Origin of the sequence: Nocardia sp. NPDC050630, assembly GCF_044457245.1 — a bacterium.
Lineage (GTDB): Bacteria > Actinomycetota > Actinomycetes > Mycobacteriales > Mycobacteriaceae > Nocardia.
Genome location: NZ_JBITGN010000008.1, coordinates 113,107 through 136,408 on the forward strand (window position 1 = coordinate 113,107; position 23,302 = coordinate 136,408).

Annotated in this window: 20 protein-coding genes; 13 read left to right on the forward strand and 7 right to left on the reverse strand. The window is 64.7% G+C overall.

Features of this window, described 5'->3' with window-relative positions:
• Positions 1 to 8: 8 nt before the first annotated feature.
• Complete coding sequence (locus ACIBG0_RS21655) at positions 9 to 1,142, reverse strand: Rieske 2Fe-2S domain-containing protein (RefSeq protein ID WP_397034755.1); 1,134 nt, start codon at positions 1,140 to 1,142, stop codon at positions 9 to 11.
• Positions 1,143 to 1,231: 89 nt separating this feature from the next.
• A complete protein-coding gene (locus tag ACIBG0_RS21660) occupies positions 1,232 to 1,708 on the reverse strand; it encodes a flavin reductase family protein (protein WP_397034756.1) in 477 nt (158 codons plus the stop codon).
• A 241-nt stretch (positions 1,709 to 1,949) separates the two neighbouring features.
• Here ACIBG0_RS21660 and ACIBG0_RS21665 point away from each other — a divergent pair, with 241 nt between their 5' ends.
• Positions 1,950 to 2,792, forward strand: coding sequence for an IclR family transcriptional regulator (locus tag ACIBG0_RS21665; protein ID WP_397034757.1), 843 nt, complete (start codon positions 1,950 to 1,952; stop codon positions 2,790 to 2,792).
• A 291-nt stretch (positions 2,793 to 3,083) separates the two neighbouring features.
• Here the strand turns inward: ACIBG0_RS21665 and hemC are convergent, their stop codons facing one another.
• On the reverse strand, positions 3,084 to 4,013 hold the full coding sequence (hemC, locus tag ACIBG0_RS21670; RefSeq protein WP_397034758.1) for a hydroxymethylbilane synthase: 930 nt from the start codon (positions 4,011 to 4,013) through the stop codon (positions 3,084 to 3,086).
• A gap of 100 nt (positions 4,014 to 4,113) precedes the next feature.
• Between hemC and ACIBG0_RS21675 the strand changes: the two genes are divergently transcribed.
• The 3 genes from ACIBG0_RS21675 to ACIBG0_RS21685 all read left to right on the forward strand — a co-directional run bounded on the left by ACIBG0_RS21675 (position 4,114) and on the right by ACIBG0_RS21685 (position 7,159).
• Entirely contained in the window at positions 4,114 to 4,758 is a 645-nt protein-coding gene (locus ACIBG0_RS21675; protein WP_397034759.1) for a helix-turn-helix transcriptional regulator, read from the forward strand.
• A gap of 48 nt (positions 4,759 to 4,806) precedes the next feature.
• Positions 4,807 to 6,060, forward strand: a complete 1,254-nt coding sequence (locus ACIBG0_RS21680) for a bifunctional 3,4-dihydroxy-2-butanone-4-phosphate synthase/GTP cyclohydrolase II (RefSeq protein ID WP_397034760.1) — start codon at positions 4,807 to 4,809, stop codon at positions 6,058 to 6,060.
• A gap of 157 nt (positions 6,061 to 6,217) precedes the next feature.
• On the forward strand, positions 6,218 to 7,159 hold the full coding sequence (locus ACIBG0_RS21685) for an expansin EXLX1 family cellulose-binding protein (protein WP_397034761.1): 942 nt from the start codon (positions 6,218 to 6,220) through the stop codon (positions 7,157 to 7,159).
• Positions 7,160 to 7,162: 3 nt separating this feature from the next.
• Here the strand turns inward: ACIBG0_RS21685 and ACIBG0_RS21690 are convergent, their stop codons facing one another.
• Both ACIBG0_RS21690 and ACIBG0_RS21695 read right to left on the reverse strand, forming a co-directional pair.
• Positions 7,163 to 8,854 (reverse strand): FAD-binding dehydrogenase, encoded by a 1,692-nt coding sequence (locus ACIBG0_RS21690; RefSeq protein WP_397034762.1) that lies wholly within the window; start codon positions 8,852 to 8,854, stop codon positions 7,163 to 7,165.
• Positions 8,851 to 9,492 (reverse strand): TetR/AcrR family transcriptional regulator, encoded by a 642-nt coding sequence (locus tag ACIBG0_RS21695; RefSeq protein WP_397034763.1) that lies wholly within the window; start codon positions 9,490 to 9,492, stop codon positions 8,851 to 8,853. The genes ACIBG0_RS21690 and ACIBG0_RS21695 overlap by 4 nt, the downstream gene beginning before the upstream one ends.
• Before the next feature lie 160 nt (positions 9,493 to 9,652).
• Here ACIBG0_RS21695 and ACIBG0_RS21700 point away from each other — a divergent pair, with 160 nt between their 5' ends.
• From ACIBG0_RS21700 to ACIBG0_RS21720, 5 genes are all read left to right on the forward strand, one after another.
• Positions 9,653 to 10,693: a zinc-binding alcohol dehydrogenase family protein gene (locus ACIBG0_RS21700; RefSeq protein ID WP_397034764.1), complete on the forward strand. Its 1,041-nt coding sequence runs from the start codon at positions 9,653 to 9,655 to the stop codon at positions 10,691 to 10,693.
• A gap of 183 nt (positions 10,694 to 10,876) precedes the next feature.
• Positions 10,877 to 11,536, forward strand: coding sequence for a cutinase family protein (locus tag ACIBG0_RS21705; RefSeq protein WP_397034765.1), 660 nt, complete (start codon positions 10,877 to 10,879; stop codon positions 11,534 to 11,536).
• Between the two features lie 100 nt (positions 11,537 to 11,636).
• Positions 11,637 to 13,337 carry a bifunctional metallophosphatase/5'-nucleotidase gene (locus tag ACIBG0_RS21710; protein WP_397034766.1) on the forward strand — a complete coding sequence of 567 codons (1,701 nt, stop codon included), beginning with the start codon at positions 11,637 to 11,639 and terminating at the stop codon, positions 13,335 to 13,337.
• A 306-nt stretch (positions 13,338 to 13,643) separates the two neighbouring features.
• Positions 13,644 to 15,677: an SDR family oxidoreductase gene (locus ACIBG0_RS21715; protein ID WP_397034767.1), complete on the forward strand. Its 2,034-nt coding sequence runs from the start codon at positions 13,644 to 13,646 to the stop codon at positions 15,675 to 15,677.
• Between the two features lie 228 nt (positions 15,678 to 15,905).
• Positions 15,906 to 16,628 carry a GAF and ANTAR domain-containing protein gene (locus ACIBG0_RS21720; RefSeq protein WP_397034768.1) on the forward strand — a complete coding sequence of 241 codons (723 nt, stop codon included), beginning with the start codon at positions 15,906 to 15,908 and terminating at the stop codon, positions 16,626 to 16,628.
• Position 16,629: 1 nt separating this feature from the next.
• On the opposite strand, the gene ACIBG0_RS21725 is transcribed toward ACIBG0_RS21720, so the two are convergent.
• Entirely contained in the window at positions 16,630 to 17,391 is a 762-nt protein-coding gene (locus ACIBG0_RS21725; RefSeq protein WP_397034769.1) for a GAF and ANTAR domain-containing protein, read from the reverse strand.
• 328 nt (positions 17,392 to 17,719) lie between these two features.
• Here ACIBG0_RS21725 and ACIBG0_RS21730 point away from each other — a divergent pair, with 328 nt between their 5' ends.
• Together ACIBG0_RS21730 and ACIBG0_RS21735 are read left to right on the forward strand one after the other, a co-directional pair.
• Positions 17,720 to 18,439, forward strand: coding sequence for a GAF and ANTAR domain-containing protein (locus ACIBG0_RS21730; protein ID WP_397034770.1), 720 nt, complete (start codon positions 17,720 to 17,722; stop codon positions 18,437 to 18,439).
• Between the two features lie 197 nt (positions 18,440 to 18,636).
• The gene (locus ACIBG0_RS21735; protein ID WP_397034771.1) at positions 18,637 to 19,299 is read left to right on the forward strand and encodes a sigma-70 family RNA polymerase sigma factor; all 663 of its coding nucleotides are present in this window, start codon (positions 18,637 to 18,639) and stop codon (positions 19,297 to 19,299) included.
• Between the two features lie 18 nt (positions 19,300 to 19,317).
• Here ACIBG0_RS21735 and ACIBG0_RS21740 read toward each other — a convergent pair whose 3' ends face one another.
• Complete coding sequence (locus ACIBG0_RS21740; protein ID WP_397034772.1) at positions 19,318 to 21,126, reverse strand: FAD-dependent oxidoreductase; 1,809 nt, start codon at positions 21,124 to 21,126, stop codon at positions 19,318 to 19,320.
• A gap of 77 nt (positions 21,127 to 21,203) precedes the next feature.
• Here ACIBG0_RS21740 and ACIBG0_RS21745 point away from each other — a divergent pair, with 77 nt between their 5' ends.
• The gene (locus tag ACIBG0_RS21745) at positions 21,204 to 21,863 is read left to right on the forward strand and encodes a TetR/AcrR family transcriptional regulator (RefSeq protein ID WP_397034773.1); all 660 of its coding nucleotides are present in this window, start codon (positions 21,204 to 21,206) and stop codon (positions 21,861 to 21,863) included.
• 194 nt (positions 21,864 to 22,057) lie between these two features.
• Entirely contained in the window at positions 22,058 to 23,293 is a 1,236-nt protein-coding gene (gene trpB / locus ACIBG0_RS21750) for a tryptophan synthase subunit beta (RefSeq protein ID WP_397034774.1), read from the forward strand.
• Positions 23,294 to 23,302 lie beyond the last annotated feature (9 nt).

Sequence of the window (23,302 nt, forward strand, 5' to 3'; positions counted from 1 at the left end):
AGATCCGTTCAGGCGTCCGCGCGCTGTGCGGCCAGATTCTCGGCGACCTCGGCCTCCCATGCCGTGACCGCACGCGTGGTGTCGACCTCGAATTCGAAACGGTCGGTCATCTTCGACTCCACCTCGGCGATATCGGTGTAGAACTGCTCGTACCAGCGCCGCAGCTGATAGACCGGGCCGTCCTCCTCACATAGCAGCGGATTGTCGATGCGGGTCTTGCGTTCCCAGATCGCCACATCCTGCTCGAAACCGCGCCCGAGTCCGTTGGCGAAGCGCACCGCCATCGCATCGGCCTCTTCCGGCGACAGGCCGGGCAGCTTCTTCACGATCGCGCCGTACTGCAGCACGAACTTGGTGGGCGACACCGGATAGTGGCAGTTGATGAGGACGGATTCGACCGTTTGCCCGCTGGATTCGTTGACAAGATGATCGATCATGTAGGAGGGGCCGTAGTAGTGCGCCTCCGAATGCAGCGTGTTCTGCGCGCCCGCCTCCTTGGCCAACTCGCCCTGTACATCCGCGCGTCCGATCGAGGTCATGTACTGGCTGGCGATATGGCCCTCGAAGACATTTTTGAAGTAGGTCGGAAAGGCGAAGTGCACGTAGAAGAAATGCGCCATATCCACCACATTGTCGATGACCTCGCGGCAGTTGGCGCCCTCGATGGTGATCTGGTTCCAGGTCCAGTCGCTCCACTCGTCACTGAACGCGCCCTCGATGCGGGGAATGGTGATATCCGCTGGCGGCGGGTTGCCTTCGGGATCATTCCAGACGAACAACTGCCGGTTCTGCTCCAATGTGACCCACGATTTGGTGCGGGCCAGCGGCGGTACGCGGCGCGCGTAAGGGATTGCGGCACAACGGCCATTGCCTCGCCAGCGCCAATCGTGGAACGGGCAGGCGATGGTGTCGCCCTTGATAATGCCGTCGCCGAGGTTGCCGCCCATATGTCGGCAATAGGCATCGAGCACATTGAGCGTGCCGTCCGCGCTCGCGAAGACGACCAGTTCGGTGCCGAAGATTTCGATGGTGTGCGGTTTGCCGTCGCGGAAGCTGTCGGCGAGGCCGACGCAGTGCCAACCCCGGGCGTACCGGGTGGGCGGGGCGCCGGTGTCGATCACGCGCACCTGATCGTCGGTCATGGTTCCTCCACGTTCGTCGGGGTGTCATTTCGATGGTTCGGCGCGCCGATGGGCGCGCAAAGGTGTGGTCTCACTGGTCGGGAGAGCCATCAGGCAGTGGTAAGCCGCTCGAATCCGGAGCGATAGAACAGCAGCGGATCGGCGTCGCGGCCCGCACCGAGTGCGGTGACATGACCGATGACGATGGTGTGATCGCCGCCGTCCAGCTCACCGCCGAGCTCGCAATCGATCCATGCGATGGACCCCTCCAGCAGCGGCGAACCGTTGGGGGAGCGGCTCCAATCGAGCCCGTCGAATTTATCGGGCCCGCTGCGGCCGAGTTGTCTGCACACCTGCTCCTGATCGGCGGCGAGCACATTCACGCAGAACTTGCCCGCCGCGCGGATGCGCGGCCACGTGGTGGAGGTCCGCGCCGGGAACAGCGCTACAGCAGGCGGATCCAGCGACAGTGCGGAGAAGGACTGGCAGGCGAACCCGACGGGGTGCGCGCCGTCCAGGGCGGTGATCGCGGTGACTCCAGTGGCGAATCGGCCGAGGACAGCCTTGAAGTCGAGCACGACGGCCATGGCGCTCCTAGTTTCTACTAGAAATATTCCGTTTCGCCATGAAGGTAAGCGGCGCGCGCGGTGCGCTGTCAATCACTGGTTCCGGCTACCGAGAAGATCCGTAGCGATCTCCGTAGTTTCCGGGATTCGACGCCGTTCGCCTGACGGCACTGTGATGGGGAGCACAAGAAGGTATGCCGAAAACGGACATGCCTAATCGAAATACTTCTAAGCTATATGGGCTACACAATGGAGGTGCGCCATGACGGTCGAGGTGCTGACCGGTCCCGGATCCGACGAGCTGTTATCGGGTCCGGGTCGTCCGACCACCCGGCCCGCGCAGCCGCCGGTTTCCATGATCGAGCGAATGACGCTGATCCTAGACGCTTTCGACGTTTCGACGCCGACTCTGACGCTGCTCGGATTGGCCGAGCGAACCGGGCTGCCACGGTCCACCGTGCACCGCATCCTGGACCAGATGATCCGGCTGCGCTGGTTGGCGCACGCGCCCGGCGGCTACCGCCTCGGTCTGCGTCCGCTGGAACTCGGCGGACTCGCCGCTGATCACCACGAGATTCGCGATGTGGTCAGTCCGCTGCTGCACGAGCTGTGTCAGCGGACCGGCATGGTGGGCCACCTCGGCGTCCTCGACGGCCGCGAGGTGCTGTACCTGGACAAGGCCGGTGGCCGCTTCACCGCGAGCATTCCGACTCGCCTCGGCGGCCGGATGCCCGCGCACAGTACGGCCCTCGGCAAGGCGCTGCTGGCCTCGCTGGAGCCGAGCATTATCGAGACCTCTTTCCGAGACCGATTGCCGCAGTTGACGCCACGCACCATTTGCGACCGGGCGGAGCTGCACCGCGAGTTGACGCGGATCCGGCATCGGCAGGGCATCGCCGTGGACACCGAGGAGTCGGTGACCGGCATCTGCTGCGTCGCGGTACCGATTCGCGGGCGCGGCGCTGCCGTGGGAGCCCTCTCGCTCTCCGGTCGAATCGGCGGGGACCGAACAGCCTTGGATACCGCACGTTTGGCGCGAGTGCTGGTCGAAGCCGCACATGAGGCAGCCCGAGCCCTCTTCCCTCGTCACGCTCGGTGGCGCTGATTCGGGTCGGCTGCGTGGCGTTGTGGTCGGGGCGAGACATCTAGGGCGTGCGACCGTACCGGCGTTGCCCGGCCGTGCTGGGCGCGTCGTGTGACGTACCCGGCTTACCTCCCGCAGTCGGGTGCCCGGGCGGTGGTTTCCAGCGTGGTCATCTGGCCGTGGTTGCGTCTACCGAGTCGTCTAGAAGGGGTTTGCCGCGCACGGTTTTGCGCGCCACGCATGAATTGACCGGGCAAATTGGTGCGCCTCGTGCGAAGTTGTGCGCGGGGCTTGCCCGTGGTGTCGGAGCGTTCAGTGGGGGATCGAGTCGATGATGGCTCGGGCGCCCTGGCGGAGGAGGTCCGCGCCGACGAAGAAGCCGAGGGCGCTCGGGTCGTCCGGGACGCCCCAGTGTTTGGCGTCCAGCCATTGGCTACCGTCGAGGTTGAAGACTTTGCCGTGCAATGTGAGTCGCCCGGTGGGGTCGGTGGTCGCATGTCCGGCGATCGGGGAGTTGCAGTGGCCCTGCAGTGCGTGCAGCATCGCGCGCTCGGCATCCGCATGACGGTGCGTGGCCGAATCGTCCAGGCGCGCACCGAGATCGAGCAGTTGGGTGTCGTCGTCGCGGCACTGCAGTGCGATGACGCCAGCCCCGATCGGCGGGCACATGGTGTCCAGGTCGAGGGTTTCGGTGATTCGGTGCGCCTGGTCGACGCGGTGCAGACCGGACACGGCCGCGATCAGCACGTCGATATGGCCCTCCTCGAGGCGCGCCAATCGGGTATTGACGTTGCCGCGCAATGGTTTCACCGCAAGATGGGGATAGTGCAGCCGCAGCTGTGCGGTCCGCCGTACCGAGCTGGTGCCGACGACCGTGCCTTCGGGGAGTTCGGCCAGCGGTGCGCCGGTGCGGGTGATCACCGCATCGTGTACGTCCTCGCGCGGCAGGTAACCCGCGAATGCGAGTCCTTCCGGCACCGGAATATCACCGGGAATGTCCTTGAGGCAGTGCACCGCCAGGTCGGCCTCGTCATCGAGCAGTGCCTGATCGATCTCCTTGACGAAGGCGCCCTTACCGCCGAGCTTGGACAGATCGCCCATCCATCGATCGCCCGCCGTGGTTACCTTGACCAGCTCGCTCTCGACGCCGAGCCCGGCCAGCAGTCCGGCGACCTGTTCGGCCTGAGCCAGGGCCATCGGGCTGGATCGGGTGCTGATCCGAATAATGCGCGTTCGCGACATGCGGCGAGACTACTCCCGAGGTCCGCGCTCCGATCACCCGGGCGTGTCCCACTGAGCGGGACTTTGCACCCGAAATATGCCTAAGCGGTATAGTCCCATCGTGACCGAAGCGAAGTCCGCGGCGAGCGCCGAAGTCCCCGACCTGCCGACAACGAGTTGGGCCGTGCTCGGCATACTCTCGCACGCCGATGAGCTCTCCGGCTACGACCTGAAGAAATGGGCCGACTGGAGCCTCCAATTCTTCTATTGGAGTCCATCGTTCAGCCAGATCTACGCCGAGCTCAAACGCCTCGAGAAGCACGGTTACGCCACCTCGCGCACCGTGCTGCAGGACGACGGAGTGCGCGGTAAGCGCATGTACGCCATCACCGAGAGCGGTCGCGCGGCCGCGGCGCAGTGGGTGAACCACGCACCGGTGGAGGCGCCGGTACTCAAACACAGCGTCATGCTGCGCGTCTGGCTGGGCCATCTCGCCGAACCGGACCGATTGCGCGAAATCCTCACCGAACACATCGGATACGCGGAGCGGATGCGCAAACTGGCCGAGGTCGATGCCGAGGGCGCGGACGAGAATCCGAATTGGGCATATCCGGGGGCGGTACTGCGCTGGTGCATACGGCATTACGAGGCCGAACGCGATTTCGCCGAGGAACTGCTCGCCGACGTGGACAAACTCGCGACCAAGACCGCTGCGAAGAAGTCCGCGAAGGGTAAAGGGCGCCGCGCTTCCTCGTCCGCTCACTGAGCGGGACGAGCACTTGTTATGACTAATAGAAATACTTCTACTAGTCATATGCGCACCGAATTCGCACAGCAGCGTTCGCTGGACACGATCGAGACCGCGCTCGCCGCCCTCGCCGCGGGTGGCATGGTTGTGGTCGTAGACGATGAAGATCGGGAGAACGAGGGCGATCTGATACTCGCCGCCGCGCTGGCGACGCCCGAAGCCATCGCCTTCATGGTCCGCCACACCAGCGGCGTGCTGTGCGCACCGCTGCCCGGCGCGGATCTGGATCGGCTCCGACTGCCACCGATGACACCGATCAACGAGGACCCCAAGGGCACGGCTTACACGGTGTCGGTGGATGCGGCTTCCGGTGTGACGACCGGTATTTCGGCCGCCGACCGCGCCAACACCGTGCGCACGCTGGCGGATCCGCGCACCTCACCGGACGAGCTGACCAGACCCGGCCACGTCTTCCCGTTGCGCGCACATCCCAGCGGTGTGCTGGGTCGTGCCGGCCACACCGAGGCCGCCGTCGACCTGACCAGGCTGGCCGGACTGCGTCCGGCAGGTGTCATCGCCGAGGTCGTGAACGACGACGGCTCGATGGCCCGGCTGCCGCAACTGCTCGCCTTCGCCGAAACCCATGGACTACCGATCATCTCGATCGCCGATCTGATCGCCTATCGCCGCCGCGCCGAACGCACCATGACCAGGGTGGTGGAGACCCGCTTGCCGACTCGATACGGCGAATTCCGCGTCATCGGCTACCGTGACGAGATCTCCGGAACCGAAACCCTCGCACTAGTTTTCGGTGCGCCAGGCCCTGAGTCCGTGCTGACGCGGCTGCATTCGGAATGCCTCACCGGTGACGCCCTCGGCTCGCTGCGCTGCGACTGCGGCGACCAACTCGACGCCGCACTGCGCGCGGTCGCCGAGGAGGGCGGCGGCGTGGTGGTCTACCTGCGCGGACAAGAGGGACGTGGGATCGGATTGTTGAACAAGTTGCGAGCGTACGAATTACAGGACCACGGCGCCGATACTGTCGAAGCGAATATCGCACTCGGGTTGCCGGTCGATGCCCGCAGGTATGCGGCCGGTGCGCACGTGTTCGCCGATCTGGGTATCCGGTCGGTTCGGCTGCTCAGCAACAACCCGGCCAAACAGGCGGATCTGGAACAGTACGGGGTCACGGTGGTGCGGCGGCTGCCGCTGCAGGCGACGCCGACCGAACACAACATCCGCTACCTGCGCGCCAAGCGCGATCGGATGGATCATCAACTCTCGGGTGTGGATGTCGAACCGGCAAGGGCCACCTCGTAGTAACGGATCTTTTCCGATCTCGGTCGCCGAATGCTGGCTATTTGCCGTGAGATTGCCGACATGTGTCTGTTTCACTACGGAGATTTTTCGTTCGAGTCATGCGTCGCGGGTCGGCCTGCTTTCCTGATGGTGTCAGGATGGAGAGTCCGCGAGTTGGGTGAGCCGGAAGTCGGGGACAGCGGTGCACCGAATACCGATCGAACACCAGCATTTCCGCTCGGGGTGGCTGTGGCTGTCCGCCGGAGTCTTGCTGACCACGGTGGCGGTCGTGGTCTGGATCGCCGGACCCGGGCAACACTCGTCCTGCACGGCGATACATCCGATCCCGGATAGCGGGACAGCAACCTCGCGAATGATGGTGGCCAGCAGCAGTACCGGCATTGCCAACTGGCATACGGTGGACGCCTCGCCACCCACACGGCCCGGGGAGGCGCGGTACTACACATTCGGTCCCGGTGCCGCGTGTTCGTTTTCCGGACTGCCGACGAACGGCTTCTATGTGGGAGTCTCCACTCGGGAATACGGTCATGCCGACCTGTGCGGTGCGTACCTCGATGTGCACGGTCCACGCGGTGATGTCCGGGTGCTGATCGTCGACCACTGTCCGGGATGTGCTCCGGGACAACTGGACTTGAGTACGGCCGCCTTCGACCAGATCGCGGATCGGCCCGACGGCGTCGCGCGGATCCGCTATAACGTGGTCCGCGATCCACTTCCCGCGCCCGAGCTGATCTACGAGCTGAAGCCGGACTCCTCGCCCTCCTGGCTGGCCATGCTGGTGACCGGATCGGGAAACCCCATCCAGCGGATCGCATTACGTTCCACGGCGAACGGGCCGTGGCATGAACTCAATCGCGGCATGGACAACTACTGGACGATCAGCGGCGCCGGGCCCGGACCGTTCTCGGCACGAGTGACCGATGTCCACGGGCATCAGGTGGAGATCACCGGAATCTCCCTGGAACAGGGTGAGCGGTATACCGGTTTGAGCCTCTACACCGAGCCTTTCCCGGAACCACCGCCCGCGCCGACGCCGGATCTCGCGGCAACGGCACCGCAGCCGCCGTCCAGCGCCGCCGCGAGGGTTTGTACGACCTGACGGTCAGCCGAGTTTGGTTGCGAGCGCGCGTCCGGCAGCGCGGCCCGAGAAGATACAGCCACCGAGGAAGGTGCCCTCCAGCGCGTTGTAGCCGTGCACGCCGCCGCCACCGAATCCGGCGACTTCGCCCGCGGCATAGAGGCCGGGCAGCGGCGTGCCGTCCGGGCGCATCACCTGCGAATCCAGATTCGTCTGCAGTCCGCCGAGGGTCTTGCGGGTCAAGATATTGAGCCGCACCGCGATCAGCGGCCCATTCGCTGGATCGAGGATGCGATGCGGTTTGGCGACACGACCCGCCTTATCGCCGAAGTACTGGCGCGCATTGTTGATCGCCATCAGCTGTGCGTCCTTGGAGTACTTATTGGCGATATCCCGGTCGCGGGCGACGATCTGTCGCTCCAACTCGTCGAAATCCAGCTGCGGGCCGCGTGCGATCTTGTTCATGCCCTCGATCAACTCGCGCAAGGTATTCGCGACCACGAAGTCGACACCGTGCTGTTTGAACGCCTCGACCGGACCTGGCGCACCCTTGGCCACCCGGCTCTTGAGGGTGAGTTTGAGATCCTTACCGGTGATATCCGGGTTCTGCTCCGAGCCCGATAGCGCGAACTCCTTCTCGATGATCGACTGGGTGAGTACGAACCAGGAGTAGTCGTAGCCGGTGGCCAGGATTTCCTTCATGGTCGAATTGGTGTCGAAGCCCGGGAAACACGGTGCGGGCAAACGCTTTCCATTGGCGTCGAACCACATCGAGGACGGACCGGGAATGATACGGATGGCGTGATCGGGCCAGATCGGATTCCAGTTGTTGATGCCCTCGGTGTAGTGCCACATGCGATCGCGATTGACGATGGCGCCGCCCGCGGTCTCGGAGATGCCGAGCATCCGCCCGTCCACATGTGCGGGCACACCGGAGATCATGGTCTCCGGCGCTGGACCGAGTCGCTCGGTGGGCCAGTTGCGCCGGATCATCTCATGATTGTGGCCGATACCGCCGGAGGTGACGATCACAGCCTTGGCGCGGAATTCGAAGTCGCCGACCACATTTCGTGACGAAGCCCGACCGCGCTCCAGATCGGTCGGCTCGAGCACGCTGCCGCGCACGCCGACCACCGCGCCGTCCTCGACGATCAACTCGTCGACCCGATGCCGGAAACTGAAGCCGACCAGTCCGCGACGCTCGCCCTCGAGCACCGGCTCCTGGAAAACCCGCACCACCTCGGGCCCGGTCCCCCAGGTGAGGTGGAAGCGCGGCACCGAATTGCCGTGCCCATCGGCGAAGGCGCCTCCGCGCTCGGCCCAACCGACCAGCGGTGTCACCCGTAAACCCAACTCGTGCAGGTAATCCCGCTTCTCGGTGGTCGCGAAGCGCACATAGGCCCGCGCCCACTGTCGGGCCCAGTAGTCCTGGTCCTCGCGATCGAACCCCGCCGAACCGAACCAATCCTGCAGTGCCAGTTCGTAGGAGTCCTTGATGCCGAGGCGGCGCTGCTCCGGACTGTCCACGAAGAACAGTCCGCCGAGCGACCAGAAGGCTTGGCCCCCGAGATTATTGCGATTCTCTTGGTCCAGTACATGCACTGTGCGGCCAGCCTTGACCAGTTCATGCGTCGCCACGAGCCCGGCCAGGCCCGCACCGACGACGATGACATCTGCCTCTTGGGTGAATTCGGGGCTCGGGTCGGTCATGATCATCCTTCGGTTTCGGTGCTGTAGGCCAGCACGATGTGGCAGAAGAGGTCGGTGCGTCGGCTGCGCACTTCGCGACTGCGGGGTTCCATCAGCACCTGAACCGCGGTGCCGTCGTGCGCCGCGACCAGGGCCTGCCCCAGGGCGACGGGATCGGGCACCGTCCGGCCGACGCGGGCAAGTGCGTCGACGATCGTCGGCATCAGTGCCGCGACGATCGCCTCCTCACGTCCGGCCATCACCTGCCGCAGGCCGGGGGTGCGCAACGCGTGTGAGGTGAATTCGGCGGTGATGCGGAACCAGTCCTCGTCGATCGGCACGGCGCGGTCCAAGCGCTCCACCGCGGCGCGGATATCGGCCACGCCGTCGACCGAAAAGCCGTCGAACGTCGCGCGGATCCCGGCGATCATGGCGGCCGATCGCTGCTCCCACATGGCAAGAAACAACTCGTCGAGCGAAGTGAAGTTGGAGTAGAACGCGCCACGGGTGAACCCGGCTCGCTCACAGACCCGCTCCACCGAGGCGCGGCCGAAACCCTCCTCGGCGAAAACCTGATACGCGGCGGTGAGCAGGCGTTTGCGGGTCTCGATGCGACGGCGGGTCACGCGGCGCACCGGGACCTCCGCATTCGTGGTCGATGCCAACGCGCGCCTCCTCCTGCATTCGGTCCGTTCGATACAGCAGCGTATTCAATACAGAAATGTATCAGAACGACGGACTCGCTTCGGCGGAACGGGTGAATCAGCGTGGTCGGCGCGGATAATCCGAAGAGACCGTTCCCCTGGCGGGTGAGGAGTGATCGGTATGGACGCGAGCACGGGCATGACCGGCTGGCGGGTGCGACGGCCGGGACCGATCGATGGTGAACCGCTCGACTTCGTTCGCGAGTCGGTGCCCGAACCCGCGTCGGGTGAACTGCTGGTGCGGGTGCTGGCCTGTGGGGTCTGTCGGACCGACCTGCACGTTGCCGAGGGGGATCTGCCGGTGCATCGGCCCGGTGTGGTGCCGGGGCACGAGGTGGTGGGGGAGGTGGTGGCGTATGGATCGGGACCAACTGGAGCACTTGACACTTCGGCACCCGAGTTCGCGATCGGTGATCGCGTCGGCATCGCCTGGTTGCGCCACACCTGCGGCAGTTGCCGGTACTGTCGGCGCGGCGCGGAGAACCTCTGCCCGAACTCGGAATACACCGGCTGGGACGCCGACGGCGGCTATGCCGAATATGCCATTGTTCCAGCGGCTTACGCCCACCGGCTGCCCGATGGATACAGCGATATGGAAGCCGCGCCACTGCTGTGCGCCGGGATCATCGGCTATCGGGCGCTGCAGCGTGCCGATCTGCCGAGAGGTGGACGGCTCGGGATCTACGGCTTCGGCGGCAGCGCGCATATCGCCGCGCAGGTGGCGCTCGCGCGTGGTGCCGAGGTGCATGTCATGACCAGGGATCCGGCCGCGCGCGAGTTGGCTGCCGACCTCGGCGCCGCCTCGGTACAGGGTGCGGCGGATCGGCCTCCGGTGCAATTGGACTCGGCGATCTTGTTCGCGCCGATCGGCGAGCTGGTGCTCCCCGCGCTGGAGGCGCTCGATCGCGGCGGCATCCTCGCCATCGCGGGCATCCATCTCAGCGATATCCCGGTGCTGAACTACCAGCGGCATCTGTTCCAGGAGCGCGAGATTCGCTCGGTGACTGCCAATACCCGCGCCGACGCGCGCGAATTCCTCAGGCTGGCGGGCGAATACCGTATACATGTGACCACGACGGGGTACTCCCTCGGTACGGCAGGTCGAGCCCTCGCGGATCTCGCACATGGACGTTTCACCGGCGCAGCGGTTCTCATCCCATAAGCGCCCGAATCGCCGTGTGCGCGTGCGGATTCCAGGACACGATTCAGCGCTGAACCGGTCTCGCTTCAGCTGAGTTGCTTGACGCAACTCTTTACCGTTCTTACCTTCGCGGGTATAGCTGAATGACATTTGTCTCTGACAAGAGTCACCCGGCTTCTCACAACGGCGTGAGAGGTGATCACGATGGAAATCCGGAAGGCAAGAAATTACGAGAAGTGGCGGCTGGCACGGATATTCGCTGTGCTATTGCTGTTCGCTACGGCGGGGGTGGTGACCAATTCGGTCGCGCAGGCACGGGCGGACTGTGCCGCAGTCGATGTGGTCGTCGCGAGAGGTACCGGGGAACCTGGGTGGCTCGGCTCCGTCGTCGGCGATCCGCTGTATGACACGTTGCTGCAAGCACTTCCGGTGAGCAGCAGCGCCTACCGGGTGGACTATCCCGCGGACCTGCTCGACCCCACTTCGCTCAGCCGCGGCACCCAGGAAATGACCGACCATGTCATTGGGCAGTCGCACATGTGCCCGGATCAGCAGTTCATCCTGGTCGGCTACTCGCAGGGCGCGGCTGTCGTACACGGTGTCGTCGGCACCGGCATCGTGACCGCGCTGCCCGGGATCTACGTGCTCCCCGGCGATCTGGAATGGAAGGTGTCCGCGGTCCTGCTCTTCGGTGATCCGCTCCGCCTGATCGGCTGGGGCGTCCCAGGCAACTACGCCTGGAAGACCGCAGGTTATTGCACCGCTGGTGATCCGATCTGCGGTGGCGGCATCGACCCGAACCAGCACGGGAACTACGGCTGGGCCTTTTGGCCGGCCGCGGATTTCGCGGCGGGTCGGGTTTAACCGGGAAATCCGCGCGGCGGGGTCGAACACACCGACCCCGCCGCCGGTGTGTTCGCACGAGATTCATGCCGATGGCACCGCGGCGTGGGACAGTCTGAATATGACAGCGCACCGTCGCATCGGCATGATCATTGCGGGACTAGTGAGCATCGCCCTGGTGGCGGGCTGCGGTACCGCATCCGATAGCGGTCACCCGACCAGCTCGACGGCATCGGGGGTAATCCCGCTCATCTCGACCGACAATCTGCGCGGCGCGCAGTCCGATGAGGTACATCTGTTCGGGCTCAACGATTTACACGGCAATCTGCGGCCACCCGCGGGTTCGACCGGCAAGATCGCCGGATACGACGCGGGCGGCGCCGCCTACCTCGCCACCCATCTGGCACGGTTGAAGAAGGCGTATCCGGCCAGCGCCGTGGTATCGGCCGGGGACAATATCGGCGCGAGTCCGCTGGTCTCCGGACTCTTCCACGACGAGCCGACCATTACCTTCTTGAATTCCGTCGGACTGGCCGCTTCCTCGGTGGGCAATCACGAATTCGATAACGGCGTCATAGAATTGGCGCGACTGCAGCAGGGTGGATGTTCGCCCGCCGGATGCTCGCCCGGCACGCCGTTCGCTGGAGCGAAGTTCCCGTTCTTAGCCGCCAATGTCACCGATGTGGACGGTAAGTTGCCGCCCACGCTGCGGCCATGGACGATGCTCGAGGTCGGTGGACACACAATCGGCGTCATCGGTACGGTCACACCCGAGACGGCGAGCATCGTTTTCCCGGAAGGCATTCGCGGCTACACCTTCGGCGATGAAGTCGCGGCGATCAATCGCTATGTCCCGGAGGTGAAGTCGGCGGGCGCGCAGACGGTGGTGGCGCTGCTGCACGACGGCGGGGTGCAGAAACCGGCCCAGAATGCGGCGGTCGACTACAACGGTTGCGCGAATATCTCCGCCGAGGTCACGGCCTTGGCCACCGGTGTCGATCCCGCGGTGCGGGTGTTGTTCACCGGACATTCGCACCAGCCGTATATCTGCACCATCGACGGCAAGGTGGTCACCCAGGCCGCCTCCTACGGCCGGCTGATTACCGATGTCACTCTGCGCTTCGACGCCGACGGTGTGCAGGCTTCGGCGGTCAACCGGGTGGTGACCAGGGAGGTCACACCCGACGCGGCCACCACCGCGCTGATCGACTTCTATGCCGGGCAGGCCGAGCCACGCGCGCAGCGGCCCGTCGGCATCGCGGCGGCGTCGCTGCCGCACGAACCAGCGGACTCGGGCGAATCGCCACTCGGTGATGTCATCGCCGACTCGATGCTCTCGGTCACCGCCGCGGCGCCCGCCGCAGCGGTCGCCGCATTCATGAATCCGGGCGGTGTGCGCACCGATCTGAAGGCGGGGCAGATCAGCTACGGCGATATCTACAGCGTGCAGCCGTTCGGCAATCAGGTCGTCACTGTCACCATGACCGGCAGTCAGATCCTGCGCCTGCTCGAACAGCAATGGAGCAATGGCAAGGCGACCGTGCTCTCACCCGCCGGGCTGACCTACACCTATATCGAGTCGAGTCCGAAGGGCAGCAAGGTCGTCGCCGACAGCGTGCGCATCGGCGGCCAACCCCTCAACCCGGTCGCCACCTACCGCATCACTACCAACAGCTTCCTGGCTTCGGGCGGTGACGGTTTCACGGTCTTCACCGAGAGCGTGGACAAGACGGTCGGGCCGATCGATCTCGAGGCTTTCGAGACCTATCTGAAGGGTCGCCCTCTGCTGCAACCACCATCGGCCCGCGCCGAGAAGCGCTGAGTTGGTGGCAAACGTGGTGTGCTGATTCAGGTTTCGCGTTCGAGCATTATCTGAAAACTGTTGTAACACACAATATTAGCGGCGCTCATTGGTGACCATTCACACATCGCCCGGGGCCGCCGTTCGCTTGCCCGAGACTAGCTGCGCCCATTAAAGTTACCGACCAGTAGGGCAATGGCGTTCCCTGCTTTTGGCTCAGCAAACTACTTGCCGATAAGCCGAATCAATGATGTCCGCATTCACTGCTGCATGTCGGGCGCGCTTGTGTGACAACTCGATTCGAGTGCGACAGCAGGAGGAAATGCGATGACGACTTTCATCGTGACGGGCGGAACCGGATTCTTGGGCCGGCGGGTGGTTCAGGAACTTCTGGCGGCTGATTCCGAAGCCATTGTGCATGTGCTCGTTCGCACCGCGTCGCTGGCGAAATTCACTGAACTCACCGCGGGCTGGACCGGCGGCGAACGTGCCTTTCCCATGCTCGGTGATCTGACCGCCGAAGGCCTCGGTCTGATCGAGGAAGCGCCTGAGGCCGACCACGTGATCCATCTCGGCGCCGTCTACGACATGACCGCCGACGAGGAGACCGCGCACGCGGCCAATGTCGCGGGTACGCGCTCGGTGCTGGAGCTGGCCCGCGAATTGGGCGCGGTGCTGCACCACATCTCCTCGGTGGCCGTGGCCGGCGACCACAAGGGCAAATTCTTCGAGGAGGATTTCGACCTGGGGCAGCGGTTGACCTCGCCGTACCACCGGACGAAGTTCGCCGCGGAGAAGCTCGTCCGCGAATCCAAGGGGGTGCGCTGGCGGGTGTACCGGCCCGCGATCGTGGTGGGCGATTCGCGCACCGGTGAGATGGACAAGATCGATGGTCCGTACTACTTCTTCCCCGCTATCTCGCGCCTGGGCGCACTGCCTGCCGAACTGCCGATGCTGCTGCCGGATCTGGGTGCGACCAATATCGTGCCGGTCGATTATGTGGCGGGTGCGATGGTCGAACTGGTGCGCCGCAAGGGACTCGACGGACGCACATTCCACCTGGTCAACCCGGAACCGCAACCGTTCGGCGAGATCTACGCTGCGCTCGCGGCCGCGGCGGGTGCGCCGACCGGAATCGGCACGGTGCCCGGCAGCGGGCTCGCACTGAACGGGCTCGCACATATCCCGGGCGTCTCGACCGTTCGCGATTTCCTGTTGGAGCAGATGGGAATTCCGGCCGAGGTCGCACCGCACACTTCGTTCACGGCGGAATTCGTCTCCGACTCCACCCGGGCGCAGTTGCGCGGGACGGGTCTGGCAGTGCCGTCGTTCGACAGCTACGCCGAGCGCCTGTGGCAGTACTGGGCCGAGAACCTGGACCCGAACCGGAGTCGGCCCGGCGACAGTGGCGATCGGCTGGACGGCCGCGTCGTCCTGATCACCGGGGCGTCCTCCGGTATCGGGCTGGCTACGGCCCACGCCGTCGCGCAGCGCGGTGCGACCGTGCTGATGGTGGCGCGCGGTGTGGACGATCTGCACGCCGCGGCGGAGTCGGTGCGCGCCGAAGGGGGTGTCGCCCATGCCTATCCGTGCGATATCACCGACTCCGACGGTGTGGACGAATTGGTTGCCGCGGTGTTGGCCGATCACGGCCATGTCGATTATCTGGTGAATAACGCGGGACGGTCGATTCGTCGTTCGGTGGTCAACTCCACCGACCGGATGCACGATTTCGAGCGGACCATGGCGGTCAATTACTTCGGTGCCGTGCGACTCATTCTCGCGCTGCTGCCGTCGATGCGCGCGCGGCGTTTCGGACATATCGTGAACATCTCCTCGATCGCCGTGCAGACCAAGGTGCCGCGCTTCGCGGCATATGTGGCGAGCAAATCCGCGCTGGACAACTTCAGCGAGATTGCTGCGGTCGAAAATCGGGATGCTGGAATCACTTTCACCTCGGTTCGCATGCCATTGGTGCGCACGCCGATGATCGCCCCGACCGATCTCTACCGCTCGCTGCCGGTGCCGGATCCCGACCGCGCCGCCGCCATCGTGGTGCGCGCCATCGAGGATCGCCCGCACCGCATCGACACTCCGGTCGGCACCTTCGCCCAGGCGGTCGAACTGCTGATGCCGTCGGTCAAGCGGACGATCATGCACCAGGGGTTCCGCTGGTTCGGTGAATCGCATGCGGCACAGGGGAAGCAGACCGTGGCGCCCGGCACGGTCGAGGAGACACAGGACGATCGGGACTCCGGGCGCAGCGCGCTGTCCTACCTCGCACCCGTGGTACTGCCGCTGATGGCGCTGCCGAGCCCGGCCGCACGGGTTACCCGGGTAATTCCGGGCCTGCACTGGTGATCGATCCCATGATGGGCTGATCCCCGCACCCGACCTGCTTGCTCGCCGCGACCATGGGACATTCGGCCCTGGTGTGGACGATCGGTGTTTCGTATTCTTGCGGTGCCGCCCCGCCGTATTTCCCGCGGCGTAGTTGCGGTCCAGTGCCGGGGTCGTGACGAATCCTGGAACAAGGGGACCGTCGATCTCGTGGCAGGGATGACGGTGCAGAGAGTTCGTAGGAATGGTGTGGGGCAGTTCGATCAGTTGACCGATGAATTTTTGTCGGCCCTCGAGTTTCTGACGAAGCTGTCGGCCGAAGGCGGTCGGATGACCGCCCTGTGCGGCGCCTGTGTGCGGGTGCTGCCGGTGCAGCGTGCCGCGATCCTGATCCAGGAGCACGATGCCGGACTGCAGCCGTGGGCAACAAGTGATTCGGTGGCGGCGCGGGTGGAGGCGGTGCAGGCCACCGCGGGGCAGGGGCCGGCCATGGACGCCGTCGTCGCCGGTGTGCCGGTGCTGGTCACCGATCTGGCCGAAACGGATGTGCGATGGCCGGGTTTCGCCGATGAGTTGAACCGGGTCGCGGTGGCCGGGGCGATGGTGGCGGGTTCGATGGTGGCGGTGCCGTTACAGCTGGGTGTGGTGCGATTCGGTGTGCTCGATCTGTATCGGAGCGAACCGGGCAAACCGGAACCGTATGTGATTTCGGCGGGGCTGCATATCGCCGATCTGGTCATCGCGCAGTTGGTGGCCGGATCGGCGAAATCCGCGCATGCCGCCGCGCAATGGTGGGATCAGCCGCTCACCAGTCGCACGATCCATCAGGCGGCCGGAATCGTGCTCGCGCAGTTGGATATACGCGCCTCCGACGCCTACGCGCGGCTGCGTGCCTATGCCTTCGCGAACGGGCTGTCGTTGGCAGAGGTCGCGGCGCTGGTCGTGGACAATGGTCTGCGCTTCGATACCTGACTCAGTCCGCCGCGTCGGCACGCGGATCGATGCGTCCGTCGATGATGTCACCGGCGATATCGGTGAGCCGCCGTCCAGTGGCGCGGGCGTATCGGCGCATGATGTGGAATGCACGATCCATATCGCGGTCCCCGCGCTCGGCCAGTACCCCCTTGGCCTGCTCGATGGCCACGCGCGTGTTCAGCGCGGTCGGCAACTGCGCCTGGATTGTCGCGTCCTGCGCGAGCACCACGTGCTGCGCGATGCCGACGGCCGCGATATCGGCGAGGATCTGCACGATGCGCAAGTCCGGCTGCCCGAGCGCGGCAGCCGAGGCGGCAAGAACGGTGAGCGCACCGACGCTGTCGCGGTGCAGCCGCAGCGGCACGGCATAGGCGCAGCGATACCCGGCGGCCGATGCCGCCTGTGCGAACTCCGGCCACCGCACGCTATCGGCACACAGATCGGAAGCCGATACCGTGGTCCTGCTCCGGTAGGCATCCAGGCTCGGCCCCTCGCGCTGTAACAAACCGAGCAGTCGGGCCGACTCGCTTGTTGAGGCGAGTACCTGGAGCTCACCACGTTGGTCGGCTAGCAACAATCCGGCATCACTCGCGCCGGTGATGTGGGTACAGGCCTCCAGTAGCTGCTGACATAGTTCGACAAGATCGAAATCGCTAGCCAGCATGTCGACCGTGCGCACAAGTGATCGTAATAACTGGATCGAATCCGGCAGCGGCTCGGATGCTCGATCCCGCTGCCGATCGTCGAACGGAGGCGCCATTGCAGTCTCCTGGTCGCGGTGATTGCTACCGCGGTGATGCGGCACATTTTTACGGAGAGTTTCAGCGAAAAATAAGCCTCACCGGGCACATCTTCGCGGCACGGTCGGGTCGAGCCCGTCGTCCATGGTGGCATCCGAATAGTAGTCATGTCGACTGCTATCGGATGGCTGGTCAACGGAATCCGATGAGTGGCTGGACAATTCAAAGGAGGATGGTGGTGTCGAAATTGTGGTGCGTGACTTCGCTTAGCCATACCATGGAAAGGTCAGCAAGTGCGGCGCGGGACTTGAGGGGACGACCGACTTTCGCGCATGCGGGGTGATCCGGGTGTCTGACAACAAGGTGTTGGTTGCCGCGGCAGCGCAACTAGCTGAACTGCTACCCGCTATGGATGACACGGCGGAGATGGTGCGCCAGCTGATGAACAGCGCGATCGTCGCGCTCGACTTGGTCGGCTGCACCGTCATGCTGATGCCGGACGAGACGCTCACGCCCGATGAGTGCTCCCGCATGGCCACCGCGGCTCCGGACGAGTTGGTGGCCATGGAACTGTGTCAGCATCGCAGTGAGCGTGGTCCGAGCGTGGACGCGTTCCGGTCTGGCAAACCCATCGCGATCGACGATATCGGTCGACACAGCGAGCGCTGGCCGGAGTTCGCCGCCGAGGCGGTCCGGCACGGGCTGTCCTCGTTGGCGGAGATTCCGATGCGGGTCGGTGAGACCACGGTCGGCGCGCTGGGCCTGTACGGTCCGAGCCCACGGGTCTGGACCGATCAGGATCTCTCGGTGGGCGGACTGTTGGCGAGCATGGCGACCGGCCACATCGTCAATTCCAACGTGCTGCGCCAGCAGCAGAAATTGACCGCGCAGCTGCAGCACGCGCTGGATTCGCGGATCGTCATCGAACAGGCCAAGGGTGTTATCGCCAATGCCAGGCGGACCACGCCGGAGGTGGCGTTCGAGCTCATCCGCACGCATGCACGCAAGAATCGGGTCGCCGTCCATGCCGTGGCGAAGGGGATCGTCGAACTCGGTCTGCGGGTCTGAGTAAACCCATTGCTGCGTGAAAGTGCATGATCGTTCGCCTGCGGCGCGGTAATGTGAAAGTTGGACTATCGGCCCCAGTCCCCGGCCGGATCCCGTTCTCCGCCAGTGCCGTCCGTGCCCTCGACGGTCTGCTTCGACGCAGTTCCATGCGTCGAAATCAACCTGCTTGCCGCATATTTGTTTGTCTGGGGGCAATCGTGATCCTGCTCGTTCCATCTCGGTCCGAACACATTCCGCATCGGCCCGAACGAATTCCAACCACGCTGCGGCGCGTTCCCCGTCCGGTTCGTGATCCGATTGATATCGAATCCCATGATGTCGATCCCGAATTGGTACATCGCATCGCCGACGGCGACCAAGAGGCGTTCGCGCAGTTCTATCGCCGCACCCGCGGTCTGGTCTACCAGCGTGTGCTGGCGATAGTCCGGGACAGGGGGTACGCCGAAGAGACCTGTCACGACGTCTACCTCGAGGTGTGGCGCTCCGCGATCGGGTTCGACGAGTGCCGCGGTTCCGTGCTCACCTGGTTGCGGATGCTGGCCCATCGCCAAGCCGTGGACCGGGTCCGGCACGAACGCGCCACCACGGACCACAATCACTCATGGGGTAGTCGCGATTATCAGCCCCCCACCGATGTGGTGGCCGAGGAGGCAGTGCGTCACGACGAAAGGGACGCCCTGCGCCGTAGCCTCACCCATCTGACCGCCCTCCAGCACGAATCCATCGCGCTCGCGTACTACTCGGGTCTGAGTTATCCCGAGGTGGCGGCGCGTCTCGGCGTCGGTCTCCCCACGGTCAAATCCCGGATCCGGGCCGGACTCGAACATCTGAAGACCGACCTGTCAGAACCGCTCAACTAGCTCCTGGTCGGACAGTCGTCAGCCGAGATCGAATAAATTCGGCTGACCCGCCCTGTACCGGGCGGCATCCATCTGACGGAACGGTTCGAAAGCGGGAATCGAATCGCGGGTGAAGAGTTGGGCGCGAGCGGCGGGGGAGTCGGATGCATCGAGGAGCGCATTCACCGCTGTGCGGCCCGCCTCGTTCGCGCCCTCCATGGTCGCGAGATCGAAGTTGGTGCGCACGTAGTCGGCGGCCAGGAACAGATTCGGGATCTGCGTGCGCGCGGTCGGTCGGTCGGCCCACGATCCGATCGTATTCACAAGCAGCGGTTCGTCATTCGTATTCTGCCCGTCCGCCCATTCGATACCCGGATCGAGCATCCACGCGCCGACGATGCCGTCCTTCAATTGGACTCGGCCGTCGTCGTTGAGCGCTGCGGTCATCTGCGCCCAGGTCTCCTGGTAGATCTCCGCGCGGGTGCATTCCTTGGCGGTCTTGCCGAACAGGATGCCCGGAGTATCCCAATCGGCGATATCGATGGTGAGGCCGTCGACGATGGATCCGTCACCGTATTTCGCGGCGTAATCGACATTCCAGAAGGCCCGCTGGGTATAGGAGGTCAGCCGCCACGGTGCGTCCAGGTAAATGTTGTATCCCTTACCGAGGTCCAGCTTCTCGGTGACGAACATCTGCATGCCGTTCATCCAGTCGAGGGTCAGCGCATCCATGCGGCCGAGCGCCGGATCCAACTCGCGGATTTCCGGTGACCACAGCCGTCGTGCTCGGTCGGTCGGCACCGCGCAGACATACCAATCCGCGTCGAATACTTCGGTGCCGCCATTGGGTCGCCGAATGCGCGCACCGCCGATGCGACCGTCGGCCATCACGAATTCGGCAAGCGCGTGGCCGGGCCGGAATTGCACACCCATGCCCTCCAGTAGCGAAATCCATGGATCCAGCCAGGCCTCATTGGTGGGTCCGTTGAGCACCTCGTAGACCTTCGGACCGCCGCTCAGTTCCTGCATCAGTGCGATGAAGAAGCCCTCCATCATGTTGCCCATGGTCCTGGTGCTTGCCACATATTCCTTGGCGGCCACCAGCGCTCGGGTCAAACCGGTGGCGGCCAGCGCTTGGAACTCTGCGGATCTGCTTGCCGCGCCGACATATTCCCACCAGCTCACATGTTCCCACTGGCCGAAGCGACGTTCCTCGCTCGAGGTCAGATAGGTGATGACCCGCCCGGCCATATACATGGCTTCCGGCAGCGGCACGAGATTGTTCTTCATGAACACCTCGACCAGGATGCGCTGCAACCCTTCCGGTGTGAGCGCCTGCGCGGGATCGAAATAGAAACCGAACATCAGCGGGAACCCGTCGGGCAGATTGCCCGAGCGCGGATAGCGCGGATTGCCCACCGAGAACGGAACCAGATTGTCGTACACCGATTTTCGGGTGCCGGGGAGCGGAATGCGACGCATCGTGTCGTGCACGTGGTGATAGAACGAGGTGAAACCGCGCGCGCCGTGCTCGCCCGGCAGTGCAGCGCGCCCGCCGATTCCGGTGCCCGGCAGCGGAATCGTGCGGGACTTGCCGCCGAGCTCCTTTCGATCGAAAACGGTTACCGCGTAACCGCGCTCGGCCAGCTCATGCGCCGCGGTCAGTCCCCCGATGCCCGCGCCGAGCACTGCGACGGTATTGCGCGCCGGGCCGTTTCGGCGTCGCGGACTCGGTTGGGCGGCCGCGATTCCGGTCGATGCCGCCGATCCCGCGGCACCCGCCACGGCGGCCGCGCCGCGCAGCAGCGAGCGTCGGCTGATCTGGTTGTCCCGATGTCGAGTTGTCACTGCACGACCCCCTAAATCTGACTATCTCGATCGTCATATTTATCAGATCGCGGGTCGAGATGGGAGACAATGCGAAGATGACGATGCAGCGACGCCCGGTGCGGACCTATGGCGGTATCGGTGCGGAGGATCGAGTCGCGGCGCGGCGGAGCAAACTCCTGGAAGCCGGGCTGGAGCTGTTCGGTACGCGCGGATATTCCGCCACCGGCGTCAAGGATCTGTGTCGAGCGGCCGGATTGACCGACCGGTACTTCTACGAATCGTTCGCCGGTACCAAGGAGTTGTTCGCCGCGGTTTTCGACCATGTCATCGACGAATTGTTCGCGGCCGTGGCAGTGGCGGTGGAGGCGACCGAGCCGCGCGGCACGCGCAAACTGCGGGCCGGGATCGGCACGTATCTCACCGCATTGGCCGAGGATCCGCGCAAACTGCGCATCGTATTCGTCGAACCCACGGCGGCCGGTGCCGAATATCGGATGCGCGAGGCACTGTGGCGCTTTGCCCGATTGGTCGCGGCCACGGCCATCGGGGCGGGGCCGGATATTCAGCCGCCCGCGCAGGTCATCGATATCTTCGCGCTGTCGGTGGTCGGGATGTTGGAGCGGGTGATCGTGGAGAAGCAGGGCGGTCGATTGGATGTGCCGATGGACGATCTCATCGACTACTGTGCGGCCTTCGCCGCAGCCTCGTTGCGTGCGGTGTACAGCGGACAGATCGCCGAGCGGACAAAGGATTAGCCAACTGGCCCACACGCAATCGCCCGGATTTGCTGGTCTGACAGCTGAACTGGCGGTGTCACCGCGCTCTCGATGCGGTGAATCCCGAATCGGGAACCTAAAGAGACTGTTAACTAATTCGTTGCGGGCGCGCGCCGGGCGGCGAGTCGCAGTAGACATGTGCTGAGGACTCGCGGCAGGAAGCGTTGGTGTGGATGGTTATTGATCATGTCTCGCGGGGCGCGTTGCTATCGAGCACACTTCCGGACGAGCGCGGGCGCTTCGGCGAGTTCGGCGGCAGGTATGTTCCCGAAGGTCTGATGGCGGCGCTGCTGGAGCTGGAACAGACCTATGCGCTGGCGCGGGCCGATGCCGGATTCCGTGACGAACTGCGCGAATTGCTGCGCACCCGGGTCGGTCGTCCGACGCTGTTGCATCAGGTGCCGCGCTTTGCCGAGTTGCTCGCGGTGCCCGGCGTGCGGGTGTATCTGAAACGCGAGGATATGACCCATACGGGTGCGCACAAGATCAATAATGCACTCGGGCAGGGATTGCTGGCCAAGCGGATGGGGAAGACCCGGATCATCGCCGAGACCGGTGCCGGTCAGCACGGCGTCGCGGTGGCGACCGTCTGCGCGATGCTCGGCATGACATGCGTGATCTATATGGGCGCGCACGATATGCGCCGCCAAGCCTCCAACGTCATGCGGATGACGCTGCTCGGCGCCGAGGTGCGTCCGGTGGAGACCGGCAGCCGCAGGCTCAAGGAGGCCATCAGTGAATCGGTCCGGGATTGGGTGGCGAATCTCGACACCACGCACTACCTGTTCGGCACCTCGGCGGGTCCCGCACCGTATCCGATGATCGTGCGTGATCTGCAAACCGTCATCGGCCGCGAGACCCGAATGCAGATTCTGAAATCCGAAGGCCGACTGCCGGATTATCTGGTGGCGTGTGTCGGCGGCGGTAGCAATGCCATCGGCCTGTTCCACCCATTCGTCGACGAACCGCACGTCCAGTTGGTTGGTGTCGAGGCGGCGGGGCGCGGCGTCGAAACGGGTGATCACGCGGCCACCCTCAGCGCGGGCAGTCCCGGTGAAATGGACGGCGCCTACAGTTATCTGCTGCAGGACGACGACGGACAGGTCACGCCGACCCACAGCATCGCCGCCGGGCTCGACTATCCGGGCGTCGGCCCGGAACTCAGCTATCTCAAGGACACCGGTCGCGTCACCTACCGCACCGCCACCGACGCGGTGGCCCTGCGCGGCTTGCACGCGCTCACCCGCACTGAAGGCATCATTGCTGCCCTCGAATCCGCCCACGCCGTCGGCTATATCCTCGAGCTGGCCGAGCGCGGCGAGCTCCCGGCCGATTCGCTCGTGGTACTCGGTCTTTCCGGTCGCGGCGATAAGGATCTCGCCATCGCGGCGGGGCGGCTGGCCGGATAGACGGTTCGC

Bases quoted from the DNA above. Each gene is read 5' to 3' on its own strand.
- ACIBG0_RS21700 (WP_397034764.1), top strand. From the start codon at position 9,653: ATGGACGCGAGCACGGGCATGACCGGCTGGCGGGTGCGACGGCCGGGA.
- ACIBG0_RS21660 (WP_397034756.1), bottom strand. From the start codon at position 1,708: ATGGCCGTCGTGCTCGACTTCAAGGCTGTCCTCGGCCGATTCGCCACT.
- ACIBG0_RS21715 (WP_397034767.1), top strand. From the start codon at position 13,644: ATGACGACTTTCATCGTGACGGGCGGAACCGGATTCTTGGGCCGGCGG.
- ACIBG0_RS21655 (WP_397034755.1), bottom strand. From the start codon at position 1,142: ATGACCGACGATCAGGTGCGCGTGATCGACACCGGCGCCCCGCCCACC.
- ACIBG0_RS21690 (WP_397034762.1), bottom strand. From the start codon at position 8,854: ATGATCATGACCGACCCGAGCCCCGAATTCACCCAAGAGGCAGATGTC.
- ACIBG0_RS21725 (WP_397034769.1), bottom strand. From the start codon at position 17,391: ATGGCGCCTCCGTTCGACGATCGGCAGCGGGATCGAGCATCCGAGCCG.
- ACIBG0_RS21710 (WP_397034766.1), top strand. From the start codon at position 11,637: ATGACAGCGCACCGTCGCATCGGCATGATCATTGCGGGACTAGTGAGC.
- ACIBG0_RS21665 (WP_397034757.1), top strand. From the start codon at position 1,950: ATGACGGTCGAGGTGCTGACCGGTCCCGGATCCGACGAGCTGTTATCG.
- ACIBG0_RS21745 (WP_397034773.1), top strand. From the start codon at position 21,204: ATGACGATGCAGCGACGCCCGGTGCGGACCTATGGCGGTATCGGTGCG.
- hemC (WP_397034758.1), bottom strand. From the start codon at position 4,013: ATGTCGCGAACGCGCATTATTCGGATCAGCACCCGATCCAGCCCGATG.
- ACIBG0_RS21680 (WP_397034760.1), top strand. From the start codon at position 4,807: ATGCGCACCGAATTCGCACAGCAGCGTTCGCTGGACACGATCGAGACC.
- trpB (WP_397034774.1), top strand. From the start codon at position 22,058: ATGGTTATTGATCATGTCTCGCGGGGCGCGTTGCTATCGAGCACACTT.
- ACIBG0_RS21705 (WP_397034765.1), top strand. From the start codon at position 10,877: ATGGAAATCCGGAAGGCAAGAAATTACGAGAAGTGGCGGCTGGCACGG.